This is a genomic window from Methylotenera sp., from assembly GCF_029946165.1.
Lineage (GTDB): Bacteria > Pseudomonadota > Gammaproteobacteria > Burkholderiales > Methylophilaceae > Methylotenera.
The window spans coordinates 252,561-277,577 of sequence record NZ_JAQSDZ010000006.1 but is presented as its reverse complement, the minus strand read 5'-3'; the positions used below and the strand labels follow the sequence as shown (position 1 = coordinate 277,577).

General features: G+C 41.2%; 20 protein-coding genes, 1 tRNA gene and 1 pseudogene. 15 read left to right on the top strand and 7 right to left on the bottom strand.

Features of this window, described 5'->3' with window-relative positions:
- Nucleotides 1–313: 313 nt before the first annotated feature.
- Complete coding sequence (locus PSV17_RS05490; protein WP_300480393.1) at nt 314–1,363, bottom strand: PepSY-associated TM helix domain-containing protein; 1,050 nt, start codon at nt 1,361–1,363, stop codon at nt 314–316.
- Nucleotides 1,364–1,385: 22 nt separating this feature from the next.
- Nucleotides 1,386–1,544: a hypothetical protein gene (locus PSV17_RS05485; protein WP_300480390.1), complete on the bottom strand. Its 159-nt coding sequence runs from the start codon at nt 1,542–1,544 to the stop codon at nt 1,386–1,388.
- A 423-nt stretch (nt 1,545–1,967) separates the two neighbouring features.
- On the opposite strand from PSV17_RS05485, the gene PSV17_RS05480 reads away from it, so the two are divergent.
- Entirely contained in the window at nt 1,968–4,145 is a 2,178-nt protein-coding gene (locus PSV17_RS05480; protein ID WP_300480389.1) for a TonB-dependent siderophore receptor, read from the top strand.
- A gap of 396 nt (nt 4,146–4,541) precedes the next feature.
- On the opposite strand, the gene PSV17_RS13925 is transcribed toward PSV17_RS05480, so the two are convergent.
- Nucleotides 4,542–4,763 carry an aldehyde dehydrogenase family protein gene (locus tag PSV17_RS13925; protein WP_366910390.1) on the bottom strand — a complete coding sequence of 74 codons (222 nt, stop codon included), beginning with the start codon at nt 4,761–4,763 and terminating at the stop codon, nt 4,542–4,544.
- A complete protein-coding gene (locus PSV17_RS05475) occupies nt 4,708–5,019 on the bottom strand; it encodes a hypothetical protein (protein WP_300480386.1) in 312 nt (103 codons plus the stop codon). The genes PSV17_RS13925 and PSV17_RS05475 overlap by 56 nt, the downstream gene beginning before the upstream one ends.
- A 508-nt stretch (nt 5,020–5,527) precedes the next feature.
- On the opposite strand from PSV17_RS05475, the gene PSV17_RS05470 reads away from it, so the two are divergent.
- Nucleotides 5,528–5,920, top strand: coding sequence for an MAPEG family protein (locus PSV17_RS05470; RefSeq protein WP_300480384.1), 393 nt, complete (start codon nt 5,528–5,530; stop codon nt 5,918–5,920).
- Between the two features lie 43 nt (nt 5,921–5,963).
- Nucleotides 5,964–6,962: an LLM class flavin-dependent oxidoreductase gene (locus tag PSV17_RS05465; protein ID WP_300480383.1), complete on the top strand. Its 999-nt coding sequence runs from the start codon at nt 5,964–5,966 to the stop codon at nt 6,960–6,962.
- A gap of 31 nt (nt 6,963–6,993) precedes the next feature.
- Here PSV17_RS05465 and PSV17_RS05460 read toward each other — a convergent pair whose 3' ends face one another.
- Entirely contained in the window at nt 6,994–7,197 is a 204-nt protein-coding gene (locus PSV17_RS05460; protein WP_300480380.1) for a heavy-metal-associated domain-containing protein, read from the bottom strand.
- Nucleotides 7,198–7,345: 148 nt separating this feature from the next.
- On the opposite strand from PSV17_RS05460, the gene PSV17_RS05455 reads away from it, so the two are divergent.
- The 9 genes and pseudogenes from PSV17_RS05455 (at nt 7,346) to ligD (ending at nt 18,885) form a co-directional block, all read left to right on the top strand.
- Complete coding sequence (locus PSV17_RS05455) at nt 7,346–9,538, top strand: heavy metal translocating P-type ATPase (protein ID WP_300480377.1); 2,193 nt, start codon at nt 7,346–7,348, stop codon at nt 9,536–9,538.
- On the top strand, nt 9,535–9,939 hold the full coding sequence (gene cueR, locus PSV17_RS05450; RefSeq protein WP_366910387.1) for a Cu(I)-responsive transcriptional regulator: 405 nt from the start codon (nt 9,535–9,537) through the stop codon (nt 9,937–9,939). Before PSV17_RS05455 ends, cueR begins: the two co-directional genes overlap by 4 nt.
- Before the next feature lie 59 nt (nt 9,940–9,998).
- Entirely contained in the window at nt 9,999–11,423 is a 1,425-nt protein-coding gene (locus tag PSV17_RS05445; RefSeq protein WP_300480375.1) for a PLP-dependent aminotransferase family protein, read from the top strand.
- A gap of 117 nt (nt 11,424–11,540) precedes the next feature.
- A tRNA-Thr gene (locus tag PSV17_RS05440) sits at nt 11,541–11,616 on the top strand.
- A 159-nt stretch (nt 11,617–11,775) separates the two neighbouring features.
- Complete coding sequence (locus tag PSV17_RS05435) at nt 11,776–13,311, top strand: SulP family inorganic anion transporter (RefSeq protein ID WP_300480374.1); 1,536 nt, start codon at nt 11,776–11,778, stop codon at nt 13,309–13,311.
- Nucleotides 13,312–13,486: 175 nt separating this feature from the next.
- Nucleotides 13,487–14,815, top strand: coding sequence for a chloride channel protein (locus PSV17_RS05430; RefSeq protein WP_300480372.1), 1,329 nt, complete (start codon nt 13,487–13,489; stop codon nt 14,813–14,815).
- Nucleotides 14,816–14,954: 139 nt separating this feature from the next.
- Nucleotides 14,955–15,269: pseudogene (locus tag PSV17_RS05425) on the top strand (MarR family transcriptional regulator); the annotation flags it as partial.
- Between the two features lie 197 nt (nt 15,270–15,466).
- Nucleotides 15,467–16,330: a Ku protein gene (locus tag PSV17_RS05420; RefSeq protein ID WP_300480369.1), complete on the top strand. Its 864-nt coding sequence runs from the start codon at nt 15,467–15,469 to the stop codon at nt 16,328–16,330.
- A complete protein-coding gene (ligD, locus tag PSV17_RS05415) occupies nt 16,327–18,885 on the top strand; it encodes a DNA ligase D (RefSeq protein ID WP_300480367.1) in 2,559 nt (852 codons plus the stop codon). Before PSV17_RS05420 ends, ligD begins: the two co-directional genes overlap by 4 nt.
- Nucleotides 18,886–18,969: 84 nt before the next feature.
- Here ligD and PSV17_RS05410 read toward each other — a convergent pair whose 3' ends face one another.
- Complete coding sequence (locus tag PSV17_RS05410) at nt 18,970–19,488, bottom strand: hypothetical protein (protein ID WP_300480365.1); 519 nt, start codon at nt 19,486–19,488, stop codon at nt 18,970–18,972.
- 307 nt (nt 19,489–19,795) lie between these two features.
- On the opposite strand from PSV17_RS05410, the gene PSV17_RS05405 reads away from it, so the two are divergent.
- From PSV17_RS05405 to PSV17_RS05395, 3 genes are all read left to right on the top strand, one after another.
- A complete protein-coding gene (locus PSV17_RS05405; protein WP_300480362.1) occupies nt 19,796–20,305 on the top strand; it encodes a hypothetical protein in 510 nt (169 codons plus the stop codon).
- A gap of 199 nt (nt 20,306–20,504) precedes the next feature.
- On the top strand, nt 20,505–20,636 hold the full coding sequence (locus PSV17_RS05400; RefSeq protein ID WP_300480359.1) for an MHYT domain-containing protein: 132 nt from the start codon (nt 20,505–20,507) through the stop codon (nt 20,634–20,636).
- An 8-nt stretch (nt 20,637–20,644) separates the two neighbouring features.
- The gene (locus tag PSV17_RS05395; RefSeq protein ID WP_300480356.1) at nt 20,645–22,186 is read left to right on the top strand and encodes a diguanylate cyclase; all 1,542 of its coding nucleotides are present in this window, start codon (nt 20,645–20,647) and stop codon (nt 22,184–22,186) included.
- A gap of 13 nt (nt 22,187–22,199) precedes the next feature.
- Here the strand turns inward: PSV17_RS05395 and treY are convergent, their stop codons facing one another.
- Nucleotides 22,200–25,016 carry a malto-oligosyltrehalose synthase gene (gene treY, locus PSV17_RS05390; RefSeq protein ID WP_300480353.1) on the bottom strand — a complete coding sequence of 939 codons (2,817 nt, stop codon included), beginning with the start codon at nt 25,014–25,016 and terminating at the stop codon, nt 22,200–22,202.
- Nucleotide 25,017 lies beyond the last annotated feature (1 nt).

The window sequence follows — 25,017 nt, the reverse complement described above, 5'->3', positions numbered from 1 at the left end:
ATTACACGAGAGTTATAATACAAGGGCGCAATAGCTTGCGTATTGCGCCGCATGAAATGTATCTTTTCGCCCCTCGGCGAGTTACTTTCTTTTGCTTGCTCAAAACAAAGTAACCAAACAAAAGAGCACCCCACTACCGCTTGTTTCCTGCGCTGCTCAGCTTGATGGGCGTCAATCGGAAGTCGCCAAAAAAATCACTTGGCTCAAACAGCCCTTGACGAAAACTCCCCTCAAACTTGCGCTGCTCGGCGCGGTATAAGGGGGTTTTAACGTCACAGACATGTTGCTTTGCAGCTGCTTGATTCAGATTTATTTAATTTTTGATGAATTTTGACCGAATTAAGTACATATAAAGACTTGTGAATAGCAGGAATGTAGGGACTAAACCCACTACCAATAAAACCCACTGCAAATAAGGAAGGGCCTCTCCGCTATGTAAAGGGTATGCCCAGTTGAACCATCGCTTGGAAGGTTCTGCATAATCTAATGTAACTACCTGAAGTACGGAAGCGTCTGAGGGATTAATATAAATCATATTGAGCCCATTGGGGTGGGGTTCGCTGGGTAATCGTTTTCTAACTGCAACAGGTTTATCAAGCGAATTGGGGATTTGTATAGTGCCTATACGGCCCCCAGGTAATGCCGCATTTGCATTGCTAATAATGTCATCCAGCAAAGCTCTTGAGCCATTACTAGTTAATTTCACTAAAGGGAGTTTAGGCGATTGCTTATTGAACAGATAGCTCAGTACATCATTGGTCACAGAAGAAAAGCTAAGGCTGATGCCTGTTATGAGTACAAGCATAAATAATGGGGCGACCAAAAGGCCACTTAGTTTATGCAGATCATAATGAAATACAAACCTTTGCTGTCGAAGCCTTAGTTTAAAAACCTTGGACCATCTCCTTGGCCACCCCAAATATAAACCGAAAAGGGTAATAATAAATATGCCAACACCAAACCATCCAATTATCTGCTTGCCTGGCTTCCCCTGAAGTAACTCGGCATGAAGGTGTAAAAGCCACCCATGTGGCCAGTAATCAATAGACCTTATGATTAATACTTCACCCGTATATTGATTGATGAGCATTTGCTTATCTTTGGCTCGGAATTGATAAGGCAGTTTGTCTTCTTTTGGAAGGCGTAACTGTATATCCGTATTAACAGGTAAATGTTGAATAGCCGTTTGATACAAAGTCTCCAAGGGCATCGTTTTGCTTAAAGGAATGATCTCGATGGCAGGTTTTGCTATTGCGCGGTCATAAATGAGCCAACTGCCGGTTAAGCCTGAGATCGCTAAAAAAACGCCTAGGCTTAAACCCAACCAGCGATGTAGTAATTTTATTGAATGAATTGATGGCATAAATATATCAAAATTATCTCAATCAGCAAGAAGCCAGATCTGATTGGGTGAAATGTTCGCGATGAAGTTGCGCGCAATCCGTCAGCAATACTACTGAAAGTCCTATTGTATTTGCGGCGGTAATAAAGCCTTCATTGATGGAATCTGATGGCACATGAGCAACGGTAACGAGTTCTCTCATAAACTCTCCTTGGAAATAAAAAGCTGGTATAGGCTGATAGAGCTACATGATAATCATTCTCATTAATAAATAGCAACCTATTTTTATAGGCGGTAAACAAATATGGACAGGTATTTATATTGTACTTGCAAATGATAACCGTTCTCATTTACAATTGTGTATGCAAACAGGATATATGCAAATTAAAAAATTATTAAGCGTAACTCACCCCTCATAGGATCGGAATAGGGTCGGAAGTGGAAACTTCCATAGACTCATTTGATTTATTTGGAAATGCTGAAGAAATCCATATTGAGCATTAAAGGTGAGATATACATTATTAAAAAATCAATGATCAAAAGGTGCTTGAGCTGATATCTGATTCCAATAATCTTCACTAAATTGGATCTATTTCGCTTAATTCTTTAAAACTTATAAGGGAAGATGACCGCAATGTTTTACCAACTACAACTAAAAATTATACATTTACCAGTATTGATGGCGCTAGCAAGTAGCACACAACTTGCGATAGCTGAAGAAAAAAAAGTAAATGCGAGTGCTGATTCGTCAAGTTTGGCAGAACTGCCACAAGTGAATGTTCAATCGACCACGACAACACCTTCTTATCAACCATTGACTACTAAGACGGCAGCCAAAATAGAAGCTCCATTGCGTGATATTCCTCAAACAGTAAACGTCATAACGCAAGCAATCATTCAGGATCAAGGAGCTCAATCACTGCAAGATGCTTTGAGAAATGTGCCAGGCATTGGTTTTAGTAATGGAGATGGTCAGCGTGACCAAGTGAATATCCGCGGTTTTTCTGCAATTTCTGATCAATTTGTAGATGGCTTTCGAGATGATGCTTTATATTTCCGCGATTTGTCGAATGTGGAAGAGATTGAAGTATTAAAAGGCCCAGCAGCGGTTTTATATGGCCGCGGCTCCTCAGGAGGTATCATCAACCGTATCACCAAAAAACCACTTGATAAAGCCATAGGCAGCTTGACTGCAACCGTAGGCTCGTATGACTTTTACCGCGTTGAGGCAGATGTCAATCAGCCACTCGGCGATGCAGCAGCCTTTAGAATCATTGGTGCCAAACAAGATTCACATGGCTTTCGAGAAGAAGATTTCGTAAAGCGTGAATTTATTGCTCCTTCACTCAGCTTGAATCTGTCTGATGCAACTAAACTGACGTTTCAACTTGAGCATCTGGATGACAAGCGTCTAAACGATTTTGGTGTACCAGCTATCAACGGTCGCCCTGTCAGCGTTTCAAGAAAAACATATTATGGCTCATCTAATGGTGAAAAAGATGACTATGTGCAATCACGTATGACGGCCGGCACAGCAGTCTTGGAACATGGCTTTAACGATGATGTGAAAATTAGAAATGCCTTTCGTGCATATGAATATGACTTAGATCGTAACAATACAGTGGCAGTGCGCGTATTACCCAGTGCCAATAGTCAAGTGACAAGACGCTACAGTACTGTACAACGACAAGAGGATGGCTATTTTAATCAAACGGATTTGACCATCAAAGCAAAGGGATTGGGCTTAGATCATTCATTGTTATTTGGTGTGGAAATCGGCAGGCAAATAAAAGATAATCAAAATGGTAATTTTGCTAATCCTGGTAATGTCAGTTTATATGACCCTGTGCTACCCCGTTCGCAACGCACTGGGTTTGCCGCAACCGCTGACACATCTGGGATCAGTGAAACCAAAGGTTTTTATGCACAAGATTTGGTAACACTCAGCAAAAACTGGAAAGCCTTGATTGGAGCGCGATACGATATATTCGATCAGGAAGCCAAGAATCGCTTGAACAATACAAAATTGAGTCGCGTCGATAAAGAAATTAGCCCGAGAGCTGGTTTAGTGTATCAACCAAACGACTTTGTGAGTTTGTATGGCTCTTATACCAAATCATTCCAGCCCTCACAGGAAAACTTTACATTGGCAGCAAATAACGCTGAAATTGCTCCAGAAGAAACCACCAATTACGAAGTTGGGGCAAAAATGGACTTTCTGGATGGCAATCTTTCAACCATGATCTCGCTGTTCAGACTTGAGCGCACAAATATTAAAAGTGCCGATCCCGCTGCACCGACTGTACTATTGCCAGTAGGTGAACAGCGCACAGATGGCCTGGAATTATCAGCGGCTGGTAAATTGGCAGATGGTTGGGATGTCACAGCAGGTTATGCATATATGGATGCTGAAATCACTGATTCCCCCTCAACCGTCACCAGTGTATTTGGTCCTACGGCAACAGCCAAAAAATTCGCTATCGAAGGCAACCGCCCAAGCTTGACGCCAAGACATAGTGCTAACGTTTGGTTGAGCCACCGCTTAGGCAACGGTTTTGGTTTAGGCGGCGGTGCTGTATTTGTTGGCGACCAGTACGCTTCAGTCAGCAATGAAGTGAAGTTGCCGGGCTATGTGAGATTCGATGCCAGTGCATATTATGAGACTAAGCATTACGATGTGAAGCTGACACTTAACAATATTTTTGATAGGGAATACTTCATATCCGCACATGGCGGTGCCGACCTTTACAATACATATGGCTCACCCAGAAGTGCATTGTTATCCCTTAAGTTAAAGTATTAGTTGCATATAAACTTTGAAAGGGCCAGTTATCTGGCCCTTTCAACATTTTAGAATGAGTAGATATTCAAAGTGGAATAAGTAGATATTTAAAATGACCGACGAAGTATCAAACTACACATGGCGCCAAAGGGACAATAGGGACATAGCATGTATTTATCACTGTTCGCGATAACAATTGCTATTGTCCGAAAAGCACACATTCATAACTTTATCCAGAAAGTCCTAGAGTCTGTATGTTTTCCTATTTGAAATAAAATGGTCTGCATCAGCGCTTATCGAAGGATGATGTTGAGAATACGGTCTGCCACCTTGCCAAATGGCGCTCGGAGCAACGTCAATATGTTTCAACTGCCTTGTTCATAAATGCCCTTGGCATGACTTAGTCGGCGGAAACCTTCAATGCCATGATAAGCCCCGATGCCACTTGCCCCGACGGTGGTCAAAAGGCAAAGCGGAAAAGGCTCCGCCGATTGCAGCATCGCCGTTTACAACCGCGACCTGGTCTTTGGAAAAGAGTGAGCCTAGTATCTCCTCGATCAGGGCGTTGATTGTCGGAGTGAATTCAGAGGGTTTCAGCATCACACGATTGCCAGCGGCTATGGCCGTTACCACTGGCATCAAGGCAAGTATGACTGGGTAGTTCCATTGTGCCATCACGCCAACCACCGAGCAGCTGATACTCAACGCGTGCTGAACCTGCTTGCATATGGATCGCGACGTGGAGCTTTTCTGGGCGCATCATACGGCCGAAGTTGGTGTGTAGATAGTCAATATCGCCGACCAAAGGCGAACCCTGAAGACGATAGGCTGCACGCTGTGCCGCGAGCAGTTGTTCTAGATTGATAGATGGTAAAGCAGTGGTATCAGAAATCACGGGAAAGCTTCTTAGTGGTCAGATAAACTGGTCATGTATTTTATAAAGCCGTTAAGAACACGATTTAGGTGCACGGACGGTAATGCCATGCCTTACACATACGTATCAGCACAGGTGCTATGCGGCTACTCATGAAGAAATTGGATCGTGTGTTTCAGGAAGCGTTCATGATAATGTTAGTGCACAGCATGCCCAGCGTCAGGGTAAATGAATAACTGGGCATTTGGGATATTTTGCGCCAAATGCCAAGAGTTAATCGAGGTAATCATCACATCGTTCACGACATTCAACACCACCGCTGGCTGCTTTAACGCGTTAAGATATTAATGCGCCTAACGACTAATGTCAGACGATTAGAAGTTGATAGTCCGCTTACTGATTTCGAACCTAGGGTTGCAAAGCAGGCATTTAAATTTGCCATTTGGAACTCCGTATAGAACTTATGCTGAGCACCAGCATTCTATGATATTAATATTAGATAGACATTTATAAACTAAGAGAGATTACTATGGCAGTTGAACTCATTTGTTTGGTGTGGTCAGTTTTATTAGGTCTCGCGCATATTCTTATAGCAGGTCAAGCTCGCACTAACGAGCTAGGTGCTAAATGGAATGTAGGTGCTCGTGACGGCGTTCAGCCTAAGCTGAGCGCTATGACAAATCGACTATTTAGAGCACAAGCTAACTTCTTTGAAACATTTCCTCTGTTTGCAGCAGTCATATTGATAACTGCTACCACTCAACTTTATTCTACTTACAGCCAATGGGGAGCAATTCTATATTTAGCAGCTAGGGTGGTTTATTTTCCCTTGTATGCATTTGGAATACCTGTTATCCGTTCTATTGTTTGGTTGATTTCATTATTTGGCATTTTGTTAGTGTTGTTTCCACTGGTTTTTTAAGTAAGTACTAACGAACGTAACGACGGTGTAAATCTAGCAAAGGATGCAATTGCAATCTAAACCAAAAATATCAGTTCTTGATCTTTCACCCATTGCTGAAGGAACTGTTGCAGCTCAGTCTTTCAAGCAGTCACTTGATCTTGCTCAACATGCGGAACAATGGGGTTACCATCGATATTGGTTAGCCGAGCATCATGGCATGCCGGGTATTGCGAGCGCTGCGACTTCTATATTGATTGGACATCTGGCTGCTGGAACAAAAACTATTAGGATTGGTGCCGGCGGAATAATGCTGCCAAACCACTCACCATTAGTGATTGCAGAACAATTCGGCACCCTGGAATCTTTATTCCCAAAACGAATTGATTTGGGACTTGGAAGAGCCCCCGGCTCAGATCAACTTACAGCACGTGCCTTACGCCGCAATCTAGATTCCACATCAGATAACTTCCCACAAGACGTCATGGAGTTATTAGATTATTTTTCAGAAGAACCAAAAAGTCCCGTTAAAGCTGTACCTGGCACAGGACTGAATGTTCCAATTTGGATTCTAGGTTCAAGTTTATTTGGCGCACAGTTAGCCGCTGGGTTGGGCTTACCATTCGCTTTTGCCTCACATTTTGCCCCTGCATATATGATGCAAGCGCTGGAAATTTACAGAGAAACTTTTAGACCCTCTGAATATTTGGCAAGTCCATACGTGATGCTTGGAATCAATGTCTTTGCGGCTGATACAGATGATGAAGCACATTTCTTAGCTTCGTCAATGCAGCAAGCATTCATCAATCTGCGCAGTGGAAATCCAACTAAGTTGCCACCGCCAGTTGCTAACCTTTGGAACCAAATTGGTGGAGCAGAACGCGCCATTCTTAATCAAGTCTTGTCGTGTTCTGCTATCGGGAATGATCAGAAAGTATTAAGTGAAATGCAAACTTTTATCGCCAAAACTGAAGCAAACGAGTTAATGGTGACTTCACAGATTTTTAATCATGCTGCACGCTTAAAATCCTATGAAATTACGGCTGCTATCTATAACTCATAACACTAACCGGTGTTTGGCGATCATTAGCTACTTAATTTGCGACGGCCAAGGCAGGATAACCAGCATTGGTAATCGCAGTTGCTAGTTCCTGCTCAGATCGCACACTTTCTACTTTGACGATCTTCCCTTGCAGATCAACCTCAACAATGGCGTTTTGATCCATACTCTTTATTACTTTCGTAATATTGCTAGCACATCCGCCACAACTCATTTTTGAAACATTGAAGGTATACATTTTAGTGATTCCTTTGTTTAAGAAAATTTAGTTTCAAGCTTCCAATGATAGCAAGGTCAAGTAAATAAAATTAAATTAATTGTATTGACCTTGCTATCATTGGAAGGTTAATGATGCATGTTTACTTAATCTATATTAGGGGCTGACAATGCAATCTCAAGTCGAAAAAAACTCAGAAATTGACCTCGCAATTAGCGGAATGAGTTGTGCTTCATGTGCATCTCGTATCGAAGTCGCTGTTAACAAGGTGCCTGGAGTTCTGTCAGTGGCAATTAATCTTGCGACTGAGCGAGCTCATGTTAATTTGACCAGTAAAGTGACACATAAGCAAATCCAACAAGCGATTAAAGATGCTGGCTATGGGTCTGAAATGATTGATCATGAACATCAGCATACGGAAGTTAAGGGCAATGGCTGGCATGTTGTATTTGCGACTTTACTGAGCCTCCCTTTGCTTGTTCCCATGATTCTAAATTTCGCAGGCGTGCATTTAATGTTGCCAGGCTGGTTGCAATTGGCCTTGGCTACTCCTGTGCAATTCTGGTTAGGGGCTGGTTTTTACAAAGCTGGCTGGAAAGCCGCTATCAATAAAAACGGCAATATGGATCTTCTCGTTACTATAGGCACCACCGCTGCTTATGGGCTTTCGTTATATATGTTATACAAAGGTAGCGTCCATTTATACTTCGAGGCATCCAGTGCTGTTATTTCGCTAGTCCTGCTTGGTAAATGGCTTGAACAACGTGCAAAGCGCCAAACTACCGAAGCCATTCGCGCCTTGCAGGCCTTAAAGCCAGATATTGCGCGTATCAAGCGCGAAAATGAAGAAGTGGATGTTTCACTGTCTTTAGTAAAGGTAGGTGATTTGGTGATCGTCCGTCCAGGTGAGCGCATTCCAGTTGATGGTCTTATCATTGAAGGCTCTGGATATGTAGATGAGGCACTCATTACTGGTGAAAGTGCGCCCGTCAATAAAACTATTGGACAGCAAGTCACGGGCGGATCAGTGAATTTGGACGCACTTTTGCTTATCAACACGCAAGTGATCGGTACAGAAACTACCTTATCTCGCATTATTCGTTTAGTTGAGGATGCACAGATTGCTAAGCCCCATATCCAAAGACTCGTTGATAAAGTAAGTGCAATTTTTGTCCCCGTTGTATTAGTCATCGCCTTCATCACGCTTGTAGGTTGGGTTATCACCACTGGTAGCTGGGAACAAGCGATATTAAATGCAGTTGCAGTACTGGTCATTGCCTGTCCTTGTGCGCTAGGGCTTGCCACACCTACAGCGATCATGTGCGGCACTGGTGCAGCGGCTCGCTATGGCATACTTATCAAGGATGCAAATGTACTTGAGCTTGCACTCAAGGTGAATACTGTCGTGTTTGATAAAACGGGAACATTGACCGAAGGTAAACCATTACTTACAGCACTTCGTGCTATTAATACTGATGAGATTAATCTCATTAAACTGGCGGCTGCCTTAGAAAAAGGTAGCCTGCATCCATTGGCAAAAGCTGTGCTGGATTACGCCACTAAGCATAATATTTTTGCGTCAAATGCAACCGACCTACGCGATATTGCAGGCAAAGGGGTTGAGGCATGGGTTGAGGATCGAACGGTTTACCTTGGCAATGAGCGCTGGATGGCCGAGTTGGAAATTTCAATGGATATTTTGATGCCTTTCGCTCAAACTCTAAAGGAGAAATCCCATACGATTTCATGGCTAGCAGAAGAGGTAAATGGGGTACGGAAAATATTAGGCTTCTTAGCATTTGCTGATGAGATTAAACCTGTTGCCAAACATGCTGTGTCAGCACTTAATCAACTCGGCGTGGAGTCAGTTTTGTTAACTGGGGATAATGCGATTAGCGCTAAGCAAGTGGCAAATGATATTGGCATCATGAAAGTCTTGTCTGAACAGACCCCAGAAACTAAATCAAAGGTCATCGCCGACCTCAAGAATCAAGGGAAAGTAATCGCGATGGTGGGTGATGGAATTAATGACGCACCAGCTTTGGCTATTGCAGACGTGAGCTTTGCTATGTCAGCAGGCTCTGATATAGCCATGCATACTGCGGATGTCACACTCATGCGCTCGGATCCCAGTTTAGTCGCAGACACCATCGATATTTCACGCAGAACCTATAGCAAGATTAAACAAAATCTATTTTGGGCATTTATTTATAATCTGATTGGCATTCCGCTAGCTGCATTTGGATTGTTAAATCCAGTCATTGCTGGCGTTGCCATGGCCTTAAGCTCAGTGAGTGTCGTGACCAACTCCTTGATGCTTAAAAGCTGGAAACCCATTGATTTTGATGAAAGGCATAGATGATGGAGCACGAACTATTCAATATCGGACAAGCCGCTGTTAAGTCTGGAATCTCTGCAAAAATGATTCGACATTACGAAGACGTTGGGCTTATTCCAAAGGCTTCACGCACCTTTTCTGGGTACCGACTCTATAACAACAGAGATATACATATGCTGCGCTTTATTTGCCATGCAAGAGACCTCGGTTTCTCCATCAAGCAGATATCTGAATTAGTAGGGCTATGGAGTGACAAAGATAGAGCAAGTAGTAAGGTGAAGGCGCTCGTGCGCGATCACATCATCGCACTAGACGAGAAAATCCTTAGTTTAAATACGATGAAGATACAGCTTGAACACTTGGCGAGTTGTTGTAATGGTGACTCACGTCCAGAGTGCCCAATATTAGAAGAGCTTTCAGCGTGATGCCAAAATAAGCAAACCTTTGAGCTAAACTTATAAATAGTTTAGATGAAAAAATATTCATGAAACTTTACGAACAACTAGCTAATACAATTGCAGAGTCAATTCAAAATGGCGTGCTTTGTCGCGGAGACAAACTACCTTCTATTAGGCATACCAGTCAAAGTAGAAGCATTAGCCCTTCAACTGTTTTTCAAGCATATTATTTACTTGAGGCAAGAGGTCTAATAAGCGCACACGAGCGTTCTGGGTACTTTGTCACTGGCGGTGCTATAGTAATTTCACCCTCGCCAGAACCTAAATCAGAGGTTAATGAGACCTCTACCCAAGTAGATGTCAGTGAGCTTGTTTTTGAAGTGCTTGAATCAATGCGCGCTAGAAATATAGTGCCTTTCGGCTCCGCTTTCCCTAGTCCATTATTGTTCCCGATGGCTAGCTTAGCTAGAACAATGGCCTCAAGCGTGCAGGTGATGGACGCGTGGCAAAGCGTAGATAACTTAAGTCCTGGTGATGCAAATCTGCGACGTCAAATTGCGCTTCGTTACATGATAGATGGCTTAAATGTGCCTGTTGATGAAATTGTGGTGACTAACGGTGCGCTAGAAGCTTTAAATCTTTGCTTAATGGCTGTTACGCGGCCGGGAGACTCTGTGCTTATAGAGTCCCCCACTTTTTATGCTGCATTACAGTCTATTGAGCGCATTGGACTACGCGCTGTTGAAGTGCCGAGCCATCCAAGAGATGGTATTGATCTTAAGGCTATGGAGTGGGCTTTAGAACACCATAAACCTAAAGCATGCTGGCTGATGACGAATTTCCAGAATCCGTTGGGGAGTCTGCTTTCAGATGAGAAGAAGCAGGCTTTGGTTGCTCTGCTAAGCAAATATCAAGTTCCATTGATTGAGGATGATGTTTACGGTGAGTTATATTTTGGGGAGAAGAGACCCGCACCAGCTAAAGCTTTTGATAAAGAGGGCTTAGTTATGCATTGTTCGTCATTTTCGAAGTGCCTTGCACCTGGCTACCGTGTGGGCTGGGTAGCCACGGGAAGGTACTCAAAATTGATAGAACGTTTGAAATTAACAACAACGTTGAGTGCGTCGGTTCCCGCCCAGGTAGCATTAGCCCAATACTTACAGAAAGGTGGTTACGATAAACACTTACGTACTTTACGCCACACGCTTTTAGTTAACCAGATTAAATTCATTGAATCGATAGAGCGATATTTTCCTAAGGGAACAAGACTCACGCCACCTCAAGGAGGCTATTTTTTGTGGATGAAACTTCCTGACGGGGTCAATGCACTAGAGCTTCATCGCATAGCACTTGCCAATGGTATAAGTATTGCCCCAGGGCCGATATTTTCTGCTCAAAAGAGTTTTACAGATTATATTCGGTTGAACTATGGTCATATCTGGGATGCGCGCACCGAAGCTTCTTTAGCGACACTTGGAGCCATAGTAAGTGATCTAAGTCCATATTCTTAATTTGGGAACAAATCTCGCTGCCCTTTTTGTCTTTTTTGAGCTAATTAATTTTAAATAATACGTTTGCAATGCATGACAAACGTAAAATTTTTAGTATAATTTGCCTCCTGTAAAAACGCCGGATTAGCTCAGTTGGTAGAGCAGCGCACTTGTAATGCGAAGGTCGTCAGTTCGATTCCGACATCCGGCACCAGTTTTTAGTTAACACTATCAATCGTAAGCCCGCGTAGCCTAGTTATAGGTGGTGCTTAATCTCCCTCATCTCATTTTCAAATTTCATCTTAATAATCAGTCTTGCCTATAATCGTCAAATTAAGCAGGCGATGAATCTTATCGTATCTGGAGAAACAGTTTGACTACATTAAACTTTAAAAATATTAATCTGCCAGAAATAAAAACAAATTTATTAAGTGGCTTAACTGTGGCATTAGCCATGGTGCCAGAGGCAATTGCATTTGCAATCATTGCCCATGTTTCGCCACTCACTGGCTTGTATGCTGCCGTTATTGTTTCATTTATAACCTCTACATTTGGTGGTCGTCCAGGCATGATTTCTGGTGCAGCTGGCTCTCTCGCGGTCGTCATGGTGGCTTTGGTTGTTCAGCATGGGGCTGAGTACCTTTTTGCTACCGTTGTTTTAATGGGTTTATTGCAAATGTTGTTTGCTGTAGCGAAATTAGGCAAGTTTATTCGGATGGTGCCTCATCCTGTGATGTTAGGTTTTGTAAATGGGCTGGCTATCGTTATCTTTTTGGCGCAGTTTAGTCATTTTAAAACAGTATCGACTGATGGCCAGGCTTCATGGATGAGCGGCGAGCCTCTTTATATCATGGCGGGTTTGATTGCACTCACAGTTGCCATCATCTATTTGTTACCTAAAATCACAAAGGCTATTCCATCTACACTTGCCGCTATTATGGTAGTGGCATTTGGCGTGCCATTTCTTGGTGTTGATACTAAAACTGTTGGAGATTTAGGCTCTATCGCTGGTGGATTACCTAGTTTCCATTTACCTGAAGTGCCATTTAACTTTGAAACGTTGAGGATTATTTTTCCTTATGCATTGATTCTTGCCGCAATTGGGTTAATTGAAACTTTACTAACGCTCAATCTAATTGACGACATGACAGATACCAGAGGCAAACCAAATCGTGAGTCATTAGCACAAGGCGTTGCCAATGTAGTGACAGGTGTGTTTGGCGGCATGGGCGGTTGCGCCATGATTGGTCAAAGTATGATTAATGTGAATAACGGAGCATTGAAAAGATTATCAGGCATCGCAACTGCTTTATTTTTACTTTCATTTATTCTGTTTGCATCTCGTTGGATAGAGATGATTCCATTGGCTGCATTGATTGGAGTGATGTTTGTGGTTGCCGAAAAAACATTTGAATGGGGCAGCTTTCGACTATTTGGCAAAGTGCCAAAAGCAGACCTTTTTGTAGCCTTATTAGTCACCGTGACCACAGTTTTCACCGATTTAGCCATTGCCGTGATTGTTGGAGTGATTGTGGCGGCGCTGGTATTTGCTTGGGAGCATGCCAAACAAATTAGCGCAAATGCATTTGTAGATGAAAAAGGCTGGAAAATATACGAGTTGCAGGGCAGTTTATTCTTTGCATCAGTTTCCGCTTTTCAGAACCTTTTTTTACCGATTAATGATCCAGATGATGTTGTGATTGACTTCCGTAATGCCCGTGTTGTTGACCATTCCGCACTAGTTGCCATTGATGCCTTGGCTATTAGATATCAATCTTTGGGTAAGACCTTGCACTTAAAACACTTGAGTCAAGATTGTTTAGAATTGTTAGACAACGCCAAAGGCATGATTGAGGTTAATGTAATGGAAGACCCAAAGTATCATATTGCCGATAATAAATTGGGTTAGTTTAACTATTCATTTATAAGCAGATTTGTGGTCTTTAAAACTGTCATTGTTAAATGAATAGTTTAAGCGAATTATTTTTATAAATACTATTGTACAATTGTATTTTATCAAGACAAATCTCCATGTACCTACTCATAGCTTATTTGAAGATTAAATACTTCCAAGAAAAGCGATCATGTTAACCCTCAGTGAAATTATCGCTACATTTCAAACCTTTAAATTAACTAATCTTGATGCATGGCGTGGTCGACTGATTGTTTGGACTGCCGCTGCAACTGCAGGATTAATCGTAGTGCTGTTTGCCAAAGCTTCCGAACATGCTATTGATCTGTTCTTTTCAATGCAACAATCGTACTGGTGGGCGCCAATATTAATCACGCCACTGGCAGGTATGCTGATTGTTTGGGTCACTAACCGCTGGTTTAAAGGTGCAGGTGGAAGCGGTATTCCGCAAACCATAGCCGCCCTGCATGTAGAAAACCAAAACCTCCCTCTATCCTCTTTTGTTTCACTCAAATTAGCGATTGGCAAAATAACCCTTGGTGTGGGTGCTTTAGCCGCCGGATTCTCTGCTGGGAGAGAAGGCCCATCAGTGCAAGTAGGTGCAAGCATCATGCATGCCTTTAGGCGATTTTTGCCAGTTGGATTTTCGGTTCATCCTAAGCATTTAATTTTAGCAGGCGGTGCAGCCGGCATTTCAGCTGCATTCAACACACCTTTAGCTGGTGTAGTGTTTGCCATTGAAGAATTAGGAAGAGGTTTTGAACAAAAAACCAATGGCGTTGTAATCACGGCCATTGTATTGGCAGGGCTTGTATCAATGTCTATGCAAGGAAACTATATATACTTTGGTAATCTTGCTGTAGGGGTGATTGATAGAACAATTATCCTACCAGTCATTCTTTGCGGTATGGTTTGCGGAATATTTGGAGGATTTTTTAGTAGAACCCTCATTGAATCTTCCAGTCGGCTCAAAGGGCGATTAGGTGCATTTCGCAAATTGCATCCGCTATGGTGGACAGGGTTTTGCGGCTTGATGGTCGCCTTGCTAGGTGTCATCAGCGCGGGTGCTGCCCATGGTTCTGGATATTCATACACCCAAGAGCTATTGAAAGGAGGAGGCGTTGATAGCTGGCAATACGCGCCGATTAAATATCTCGCGACAATTTTTACTTACATGAGTGGCATTCCCGGCGGAATATTTGCACCGTCATTGTCTATTGGGGCTGGCATAGGCCATGATATGTTGCCTTTGTTTAGCAATAGCCAGTTACCAATAGCAATTATTGCACTGTGCATGGCTGGGTTCTTATCTGCGGCAACGCAAGCACCTTTAACATCATTCATTATTGTCATGGAGATGATAGATGGGCACGAAATGGTTATTAGCTTAATGGCGGTGACTATGATTGCTTCATTAACCGCGAGAGTATTTAGCCCACCACTTTATGCAAAACTGGCTGACATTCAGTCAACGCAACTCACACCCTTAGTAAAGAAATAAGGCTTTTTCTTATGATTACTTTGAACAACTAAAAATCTGCACTAGATACATTGGCACTTTTTCGCATTGTATTTAAATCAGCCAATCGGCATTTTCATGAAATCGAAAAAAAAGCTGGAATAGGTGGAGCCTCTTTTGGGCACTTGCAGAAATTACCGAAAATGAAAAGTTAACGGTTTCAGGATTGGCTAAAGCAATGGCTGTGCATCAGTCGACGGCAAGCAATTTAATGGAAAAGCTTGAATCTAGTGGTTACATTTTGAGAACCAGAAGCATAGATGACAAGCGCGTGGTATATCTTGAAATAACTCCAAAAGGACGAGCCCTTTTAGAAAAATGCCCGCCCCCATATCGTGGAATATTGCCAGATGCACTTCAAAATCTCAATAAGCTGGTTTCAACTCTTGAACATAAACAAGTTGATGCGGGTTATGAGCCATTAGGCAATGAGTAATAGCTTTCATCCCTTATTCGCCAAATGTAAAGCACCCAACATTTAAGCATAGTCCAGAAATTGGATTCCTATGGCTTCGTTATCTTAGTCAATCCGAAACTTTCATCAGAAAAATCTTACATTCTTTTCAGTCCTTACATGACACGTAAAATTTCCCCGAATATATAAACTTAACAATTTGTTAAGTTGGATAAATCATGCCACGAGCTTTATGGAAAGGCGCGATTAGTTTTGGGCTGATACATATCCCCGTTGATTTGTATTCGGCAGAGAGTGCGCAGCAGTTAGATTTGGATATGTTGGATAAACGTGACTTTGCGCCTATCGGTTATAAGCGCATTAATAAAAACACGGGCAAAGAGGTTGAGTGGGAACATATTGTTAAAGGCTATGAGTTTGAGGATAAACAATATGTGGTCTTGAGTGAACAAGATATTAAACGCGCTAATCCTGAATCTACTCAAACCATTGATATTTTATCTTTTATCGATACAGAAGAAATTTCCCCAATTTATTATGAAAAGCCGTATTACCTCACTCCGGCGAAGGGTGGGGATAAAGTCTATGCCCTGCTACGCGAAACGTTAAAAAAATCTGGAAAAATTGCCATCGGCCAAGTTGTGATTAGGGTTAAACAACACTTGGCAGCACTTATACCGATTGATGACATGATTGTTTTAAATTTGTTACGTTATCCAGAAGATATGCATCCAATGGATGAATACAAAGTTCCTAAATTAAAAAACAGTAAAACAGAAGTTTCCACCAAAGAAGTACAAATGGCTTTATCATTAGTTGAAGGCATGTCTGAGACTTGGGATCCTAAACAGTACAAAGACAATTATCGAAATGATTTATTAAAACTCATTAATAAAAGAATTAAGTCCAAGCAAACTAAATTGCTGGATGATAGTGAGCCGCCGCCAGTTTCAACCGAATCAAACATTGTAGATATTATGGCTTTACTTAAACAAAGTATCGAAAGCAAAAATAAGAAAGGTTCACAGCAGGCAGAACAGCAAGAGAGCGGTAAAAAAGACAAAGTGAGCAAAGCCTCATGAGTCTTGATAAATACTGGGAAAAAAGAGACTTTGAGATAACCGCTGAACCTCGTGGAGAAGTCATTAAATCAAGTGAGACTTTGAGTTTTTTTATTCAACGACATCACGCCTCTAGGTTGCATTATGACTTTAGATTAGAGCTCGATGGCACACTTAAAAGCTGGGCTGTGCCTAAGGGGCCAAGCTTAGACCCAAGCGATAAACGCTTGGCCGTTCATGTTGAAGATCACCCGCTAACTTATGGTAGTTTTGAAGGCCGCATTCCTAAAGGCCAATATGGTGCTGGTGGAGTGGTGTTGTGGGATAAGGGTATTTGGATTCCAATAGGTGATCCAAAAGTTGATTACCAAAAAGGTAACCTAAAATTTGAATTACTTGGGGAGAAATTAAGTGGTAAATGGGCATTGGTTAGAATGAAAAAGAAATCAGATGAGGATGATAAACAAGACAGTTGGCTGCTTATAAAAGAAAAAGATGACCATGCTAAATCAGGGCAAGCTGCGAATGTGACAGAAAATCGAGCTGAAAGTGTTTTGAATTTAAAAACCAAAACAGTTGAGAAAACAAAAACAACAAGCGCTTCCTCTAAAACTCAAACAAAGCAACCGAACACAGAAAAAATCCCCGATAAAATCAGCCCTCAATTAGCCACATTAGTTTCAGAAGCACCAGTAGGCGAAGAATGGATATCCGAAGTTAAGTTTGATGGCTATCGGGCTTTAAGTAGAATTGAATCAGGCAAGGTCAAGATGTTCACGCGCAATGGGCATGATTGGACTAAGCAATGGAAGATGATTGCCGAGCAGCTGGAAAAATTGCCCATCGATAATGCTTGGGTAGACGGCGAAGTGGTGGCAGTTAAAGATGGAAAAATTAACTTCGGCGCTTTAAGTAACTATGATGTGAATAATCCAAAAGATGATATTCAACTTAAATATTATATTTTTGATTTAATTTACTTAAATGGGCAGGATATAAGCTCATTACGTTTACTGGACCGTAAATTACTACTTAAAGAAATACTCTCATCTCAAACCGATCACTCAATTTTAAAATACAGTGAGCATAATACTGGTGCCGTTAAACTGTCTTTTGAAAGTACCTGCAAACTTGGCCTAGAAGGAATCATAGTCAAAAATCCAGCTGCGCCTTATGTTCAAGCTCGAACTAAAAACTGGCTGAAGCTAAAGTGTTCAAAACGTCAGGAGTTTATCATTGGTGGGTTCACTAAGCCTGCTGGTAGTCGGTCTGGGTTTGGCGCTTTATTGCTTGGCTATTATTCTGAGCAAAAAGAATTTATTTATGCTGGCAGAGTTGGTACCGGGTTCAATGTTCAGGTGATTAATAATTTAATGGAGCAATTTAAATCATTAAAATTGACTACCGCAGCTTTTGTAAATCCTCCTAAAGGTTATCAGACTAAAGGCATCACCTGGTTGAAACCTAAGCTGGTTTGTGAGGTTAAGTTTGCGGAATGGACAGAGGATAATGTACTAAGGCATCCATCTTATGTCGGCTTGCGCGAAGATAAAACCGCTTCGAAGATTAGCCGTGAAATTGAAATAGATGCAAGTAGCATTGACGCAAAGAGTACTTCAGAACTTGAGTCTGATGATGAATCTAGCACCAAAGCCGAAATGGCAACCAATAAAAAATCTAAGATTATGAGTAACGTTGAAACTAAAACCAAGATTTTATTAACGCATCCTGAAAGGGTAATTTACACATCTGAAAAAATCACTAAATCCGATGTTGCAGATTATTACCTTAAAATATCTGAATGGTTAATGCCGCATTTAATCGATAGGCCGCTTTCCTTATTACGCTGTCCTGATGGTGCTGAAAAGGCCTGTTTTTTTCAGAAACATTTAGATGAATTAAATTTTAAGTTTGTAAAAAGAATTGAGGTAGATAGCGACGATAAGGGTAAGTATTTAATCGCAAATGAAATCGATGCAGTCATGGAGTTGGTACAACTTGGCGTTATCGAATTTCATACTTGGGGTTCTAAGCTAGGTGACTTGAACAAACCTGATAGATTGACCTTCGATTTAAACCCCGATTTATCTCTGCCTTGGGAGAAGGTAAAGTATGGCGCACTCTTAATAAAATGCATGCTTGATACCATGGAATTACAAAGTTTTATCAAGACCACGGGTGGTAAAGGTTTGCATATAGTGGTGCCAATTAAACCTAAGCACGATTTCTCTGTGATTAAAGCTTTCACTAAGGGTATTGCTAACTATCTAGCAGAAACCATTCCATCGCACTTTACCGCGGTTATGAGCAAAGAGAAGCGTAAAAATAAGATATTTATCGATTATTTACGCAATGGAAAAGAGTCTACAGCAATAGCCGCCTACTCTTTGCGCGCGAGAGCTGGTGCAACCATATCGACTCCTATCACTTGGGAAGAACTCAAGGAGGAAGAAAGCCCTGATCGTTTCAAGCTGCTAAATATTTTTGAAAGAATGTCTGTATTAGATAACGACCCTTGGTCTCAATATAAAAATACTCAAATAATCTCTCCCTCGCTATTAAAAACCTATAGTTAAGGGAAACCAACTTCGTACTGTAACAAATTCAAACTTACTGCCAATATATAAAAACCTCGTACTTAATTTATTCTCGAAATCAAGTTAAGGGAACAAAGCCTGATCAGTGGCTGGCCATTGTCCATCATAAACAGCTTCAGGATGATCTTTGGTTAATTTATCCCGAACTTCCGTTAGCCTTTCAAGCGGGATAGAAATGATCATTAATATTTTTCCCTGTTCAATTTTTTTCTTGAATTTGCCAATTCTACGGTTGGTAATGCCAATCGCTAGTATTCCTGCCCAAAGCGCGCAAAACACACCGCCAACAAGCATATAGTAAGGAATTACACGTGGGGAAACCTCACCAAACCAGTTAGGGAACATCACCGCCATCAAACCGCCTAACAGGCCAAAAGCAACACCAAACAACAGTCCGATCACAGCACTTATTAATAAGCCAGATCTTTCAATGATGTTAGCAACAGGTAGGTTTTCTAAAGGTTTATTTCGGTTTGCAACAAAATGAATTTGCTTGGCTTTGATACCGCTCTGCAACAACTCATTCATCATCTGTTGGGCACTTTTTATATTTGGTAATAAGAAATAGATTTTTCTGCGCATATTGATCTCCTCATTCTAACTAGGTGAATAAAGTGGTATTTCACCTTTTTCGTCTGGTGAATGTTTTAAGATTTATTTATTTAATCATTTTTCTAGATTGTCACTTATTAAGTAATAGGAAAGTTGCCTAAATAGCCGTAGGACTTGGCTTATTAATATTAAATAACCTAGTGCTTAAGCAAACTATAAATATGCCTTAAGCCATGAAATTTCAAATAATACCCATATGTACGCTATCACACTGATTAGCGAAGTTTGCTTAGGTAATATTGATTTTAGATTTTTCATAAAACTAAAGGATACCTTGATGAGCTATTTAACCCGTTTATTTAAAGATAAAGAAACTGCTGATCGTGCATATAAGAGCGCATCTCAAGCAGGCTATTCTGGCGAAGAAATCAATGTCGTGATGTCAGAGGAAACTAGAGAACGCTACTATGGAAAGAGTGTCATTCTAGAAACAGAAGTAGGCAATAAAGCAAGTGAAGGCGCTACTGTTGGGGGCGTAACGGGTGCAACTATTGGCGCCATTGCGGCAGCTGTGGTTGCAATGGGCACCACCTTAGTATTGCCTGGACTGGGAATTTGGGTTGCTGGTCCATTAGCTGCTGCTATTGCAGGCGCGGGAGCTGGCGGTGTGACTGGTGGACTTGTTGGCGCGCTCATTGGTTGGGGCCTTCCTGAAGATCGTCTAAAAGAATACGAGCTTGGTATTAAAGAAGGTGGAATACTTTTAGGTGTCAATCCTCGTTCGGATGCGGATCGTGATCGTCTTGAGAAAGAATGGGGAAACTCTGATATTCCTACTAACACTTAACTCAATTAAAAACCTTCATTGCTTGTCCATATTAAACAGTCTAGATATTGAAAAATCTGGCGAATAAACAGCGATTGATGGACAGGCCGATTAACTTGAAACCTACACGAAAATAAAGCGTGATTTTGAAAGAAACCGATCTGAGTTTTAGGTTGCGACTTCAATTACTTAATTAAATTGAAGTGTTAGGAGAAAGCGCTTGAAGATTAGCTGGGACGGTGATCTTGTCGTTTTATCTGTGTTAATAGCTATTTTTGGCTCTTTCATAGCGCTTTCTCATGCAGAGCGTATGCGAGAAAGTACGGGCTACCCTGCCTCGCATGGATGGTAGCAGGAGGTGTGACTTGGGGTATAGCTATATGGGCGCTGCATTTTATTTGTATGCTTGCCTTTCATTTACCCATCCCTCTGGCTTATGATAGTCGCCTGACGTTTATTTCAGCAATACCAGCGATTGTAGCTGCAATCGCTGGGTTCTATTTTCTCCGAAACCCTAAGTTACCGTTGAAAAATATGTTAATCGGCGGTTTATTAATGGGCTTAGGCATAGTGAGCATGCATTATGTGGGCATGTCAGCGCTTAGAATTGAACCGTCAATTACCTATAAACCCATCTTAGTCATCCTCTCAATTGTTATCGCAATAACCACCTCTATTAGTGCGCTTCTTATCGTATATGCTGGTAACAAAACTGTATTACATCCACTTTTTCGGCATTTGTTCGGGGCAATAGTGTTGAGCCTGGCAATTGCAGGTATGCACTACACCGCAATGGTGGGTACTGTTTTCTCTCCTAATAGTATCTGCGCTGTTGGCAATTTACAGTTCAAACCTCATTTACTCGCTGTCATTGTCACCTCTGGGTGCTTTCTTCTTTTCAGTGGAGGTGGATTTGCTAATGCGCTTGATCGACATTTCGCGATAGATGATTTGCGCTTAGCCAATATGCAATTGGAAGAACAACAGAGGGAATTACACCTAGTGGCAAGTGCATTTGAAGTGCAGGAAGGCGTATTGGTGACAGATGCTAAAAACATCATTTTGCGTGTAAACAAATCCTTCACCAAATTGACTGGATACAGTATGGAAGAGGTGCTGGGTAGGTCTATAGAAATACTTATTTCCAAGCATCATAATGAAATGTTTTATGATGACATTTTGAAAAGTTTATCTGATAAAAAGTCTTGGTTAGGAGAAATCTGGAGCGAACGTAAAGATGGTGTAATCAATCCTTATCGGTTGATGATAACCGCAGTATCCGCGCCTGATGGGCATGTCACCAATTACGTCGCGGCTATATCTGACATCCGAGATTTTAAAGAAGCTCAGGAGAACATCATTCTCCTTGCCTTTCATGACCCACTCACGGGGCTGCCGAATCGCCGCCTGCTTCAGGATCGTCTACATCAAGCCATCACAAGTAGCATTAGAAGCCATCGCTACGGCGCGATAATTTTTATCGATCTGGATCACTTCAAACTATTAAACGATACTCTAGGGCACAATTTTGGAGATTTGTTGCTGATAGAAGTGGCCGTCCGTTTACAAGATTGTGTGCGCGAAGGTGATACCGTGTCGCGCTTAGGTGGTGACGAATTTGTAGTGATGTTAGAGGATTTGAGTGACGGTGCAGAAGGGGCTACTGTTGAAGCTAAGATCGTTGGAAAAAAGATTATTGCTGCCATTAACCAGCCATTCTTTCTACAGGATAACGAGTACTCTATTAGCTGTAGTATGGGGGTTACCCTTTTTCACGGTAATCGGTATGACGTGGATGAATTACTTAAACAAGCTGATATTGCCATGTATAGCGCAAAAAATTCTGGGCGGAATGCCATGAGTTTTTTCAATTGGTCTATGAAAAAGTGCTTAAGATATTAAATTAATGCGTGAATTACCTTAGGTAAAGTAAGACAGAAAAAGGCAAATCCTTAAGTATTTTAGATAAGTCTAATTTTCCATTACTAATCTTAAAATTCCTTTTTGTGAAGATATCGTAGAGGCTTTCGATACCCGTTTCTAAAGTTAATATAAGTTCATTCTCTTCTAGAATCAGGCTTGGGTTATTGTGGCCTGATAATATTCTTGTTAAGATTCTCGGTGCAATGACTATGACTGATTCACTTTTAAAGTTTCTAGCGAAACTAATAAAATGCTCACTCTTCGAACCAGTTAATTTTAAGGGTGTGTAATCACCTTTGTTAAAAAGAGAAGGTTTAGCTTTTTTAAGATTTAACACCTCCTTAATTAATCCTAGCTTAATGGACCCATCTTCCCAATTTTTTAATCTGACTTTTAATTCAAAATCCTCGTTAATTACTTGCTGCCTAAATTCATAATTAACTTCACGTCGGTTGTCTGGATCTACCAAGTTAAAATCCCAAAGCTCTGTCCCTTGATATAAATCTGGTACTCCCGGGCATGTCAAACGTAGTAAACACATCGATAAACTATTGATTATTCCAGCACTCGATATACGTCTTACAAAAGCAGAGACTTCCTTTATAAATTGCTGATTTTCTAGCTTTAAAATATTGAAAATGAATGTTGTGCAGGCGGTTTCATACTCTTCATTTACCTGAATCCAATTTGAAAAACGCTTGGCTTCTCTGATGCTTTTTAAAAACCATGCGTTTAATCTTATGGCATATTGTTCCAACGCATCCGCATCATCAATGGACAAGTCGTAAGGCCAATGCCCTACTAATGTCTGGTAGAGCATGTACTCATGATGAGGTCTTGGCGCGATATAAAGAGCATCCAAATTATTATTGGGCTGAATATCTTGTCTGTAAGCTGCATTTAACTGAAACCAATGACAAACAGTTTGTTGCCATTGCAAAGGGATTTCACTGAGCACGGCTAACCTTGCACGTGCATCTTCTCCGCGTTTGTTGTCGTGTGTCGCTGTAGCTAGCATACCCAAAGGATAATTTTTTTGACGCGTGAGGCATCGTTGATGAAATTCCTCAATGCTGATTGAGAATATTTCTGGGCTACCACCCACTTCATTTCGCGACAGTAATCGGCCATAACGATAAAAAGCGGTGTCTTCTACAGATTTTGCAACAAGTGCGGGCGTGAGTTGTTGAAAGCGGGAAATTGCTCGTCTGGAAAGGTCGGCAAAAAGGCTATTATCACCCGATTGAACTTGGTCTCCGATTAGCCAACTTAACACTATATTCAATAGAGGCTTATCTACATTGCTGAGCGTACGCAGTGCATTGATCGCTATTCCATCAAAGATAGATTGATCAAATATTGAAGGTTTTTCTGAAGCAACAATATAAGTCCGATAGACAGGTAAGTGCACCAAAATTTCTGTTAACACGCGCTTGATAGAGGCCAAAGAGTAATCTCTGGTATTTAAGTCTACTCTGGCTATTTTATGCAATGCCATTGCCGTCGCTTCAAATTCGGCAACAAAATTTTCTCTTAATAATTGTCTGCGGGCATTATGGATATTTTGATTGAAGTCGTTTTTATCTTGGGTAATCTTTTCCCATAAAAGCGTCAGTGGCTCTTCTCCGTTTGCATCATGCAATAATGCATTCACATCTTCCATAAAGTCATAGCCAGTGGTGCCTTCGAGTTGCCAATCCGTCACTAAAAATTCGTTATGCGCGAGAATTTTTTCAGCAATCAAATAAGGTTCTTGCTGCAAGTCTGGTGGTCGGTGATTAGATAGTTTTTGCAAACGTGACCGCAGTTTTGTGCAATATTGCTGTGGATAGGCTAATCCATCGATATGGTCGATTCTCAGTCCGTCGATAAGGCCTTCTTTATATAAATCAAATATAAGTGAATGAGTGGCTTCAAAAACCTCGTCTAGTTCAACCCTTATACCAGCAAGCTCAGATATTTCAAAAAATCGGCGCCAATTAATTTGATCGGTCGCGTTCCGCCACCATGTAAGTCGGTAATGCTGGCGTTCTAGTAAATCATGTAATCGGGATTTGGCTTCTTTAGAGTCGCCATTATATAAATCTAATATTTCAGTTAAAGTTAACAGGCCAGTTTCTGATGCACACAAGCTTTTTAACTGTTGAAATACTTTTTCTACATCATTTTCAATGATTAAAAAATCGAGTTCAAAATCTATTTCTGCTAATTCTGAAATTATTTTTTCAAAAGATTGTGAGTGGTTGTGACTTAATATTTCTTTATAAATTGATAGTGAGATAGGAAAACAATGGGAGAAATAATGAGCCTCTATGCGGCCCTCTGTCGGGTTAAATTTAAGTTTAATATCGCCATTTTCGAGTGAAGTGCCGTACGGATCACCCAAAAAAGGCGCCAATATTTTATTGTTTAAATGAACATCGGCAGAATCCCAATCGATATCAAACCAGAAAGCATAAGGGCTTTTGCGACCCCATTCCAACACATGCTGCCACCACGGGTTTTCATGACCACCAACGCCCATGTGGTTAGGGACAATATCAATGATTAATCCCATGTGATGATTTCTTAATGTCTTTACTAAGCGCCTTAATCCGTCGATACCACCTAGATTTGAATTAATCTGAGTAGGATTAACAATGTCATAGCCATGAGTGGAATTTTCTCTAGCAGTTAATATGGGTGATGCATAAATATGGGTAATTCCCAGCTTGGAATAATAATCAACCAAACTATTAGCATGATCAAAAGTGAAATTTTGATTAAATTGCAAACGGATGGTTGCGCTTATATGATTACTGCGCATCATA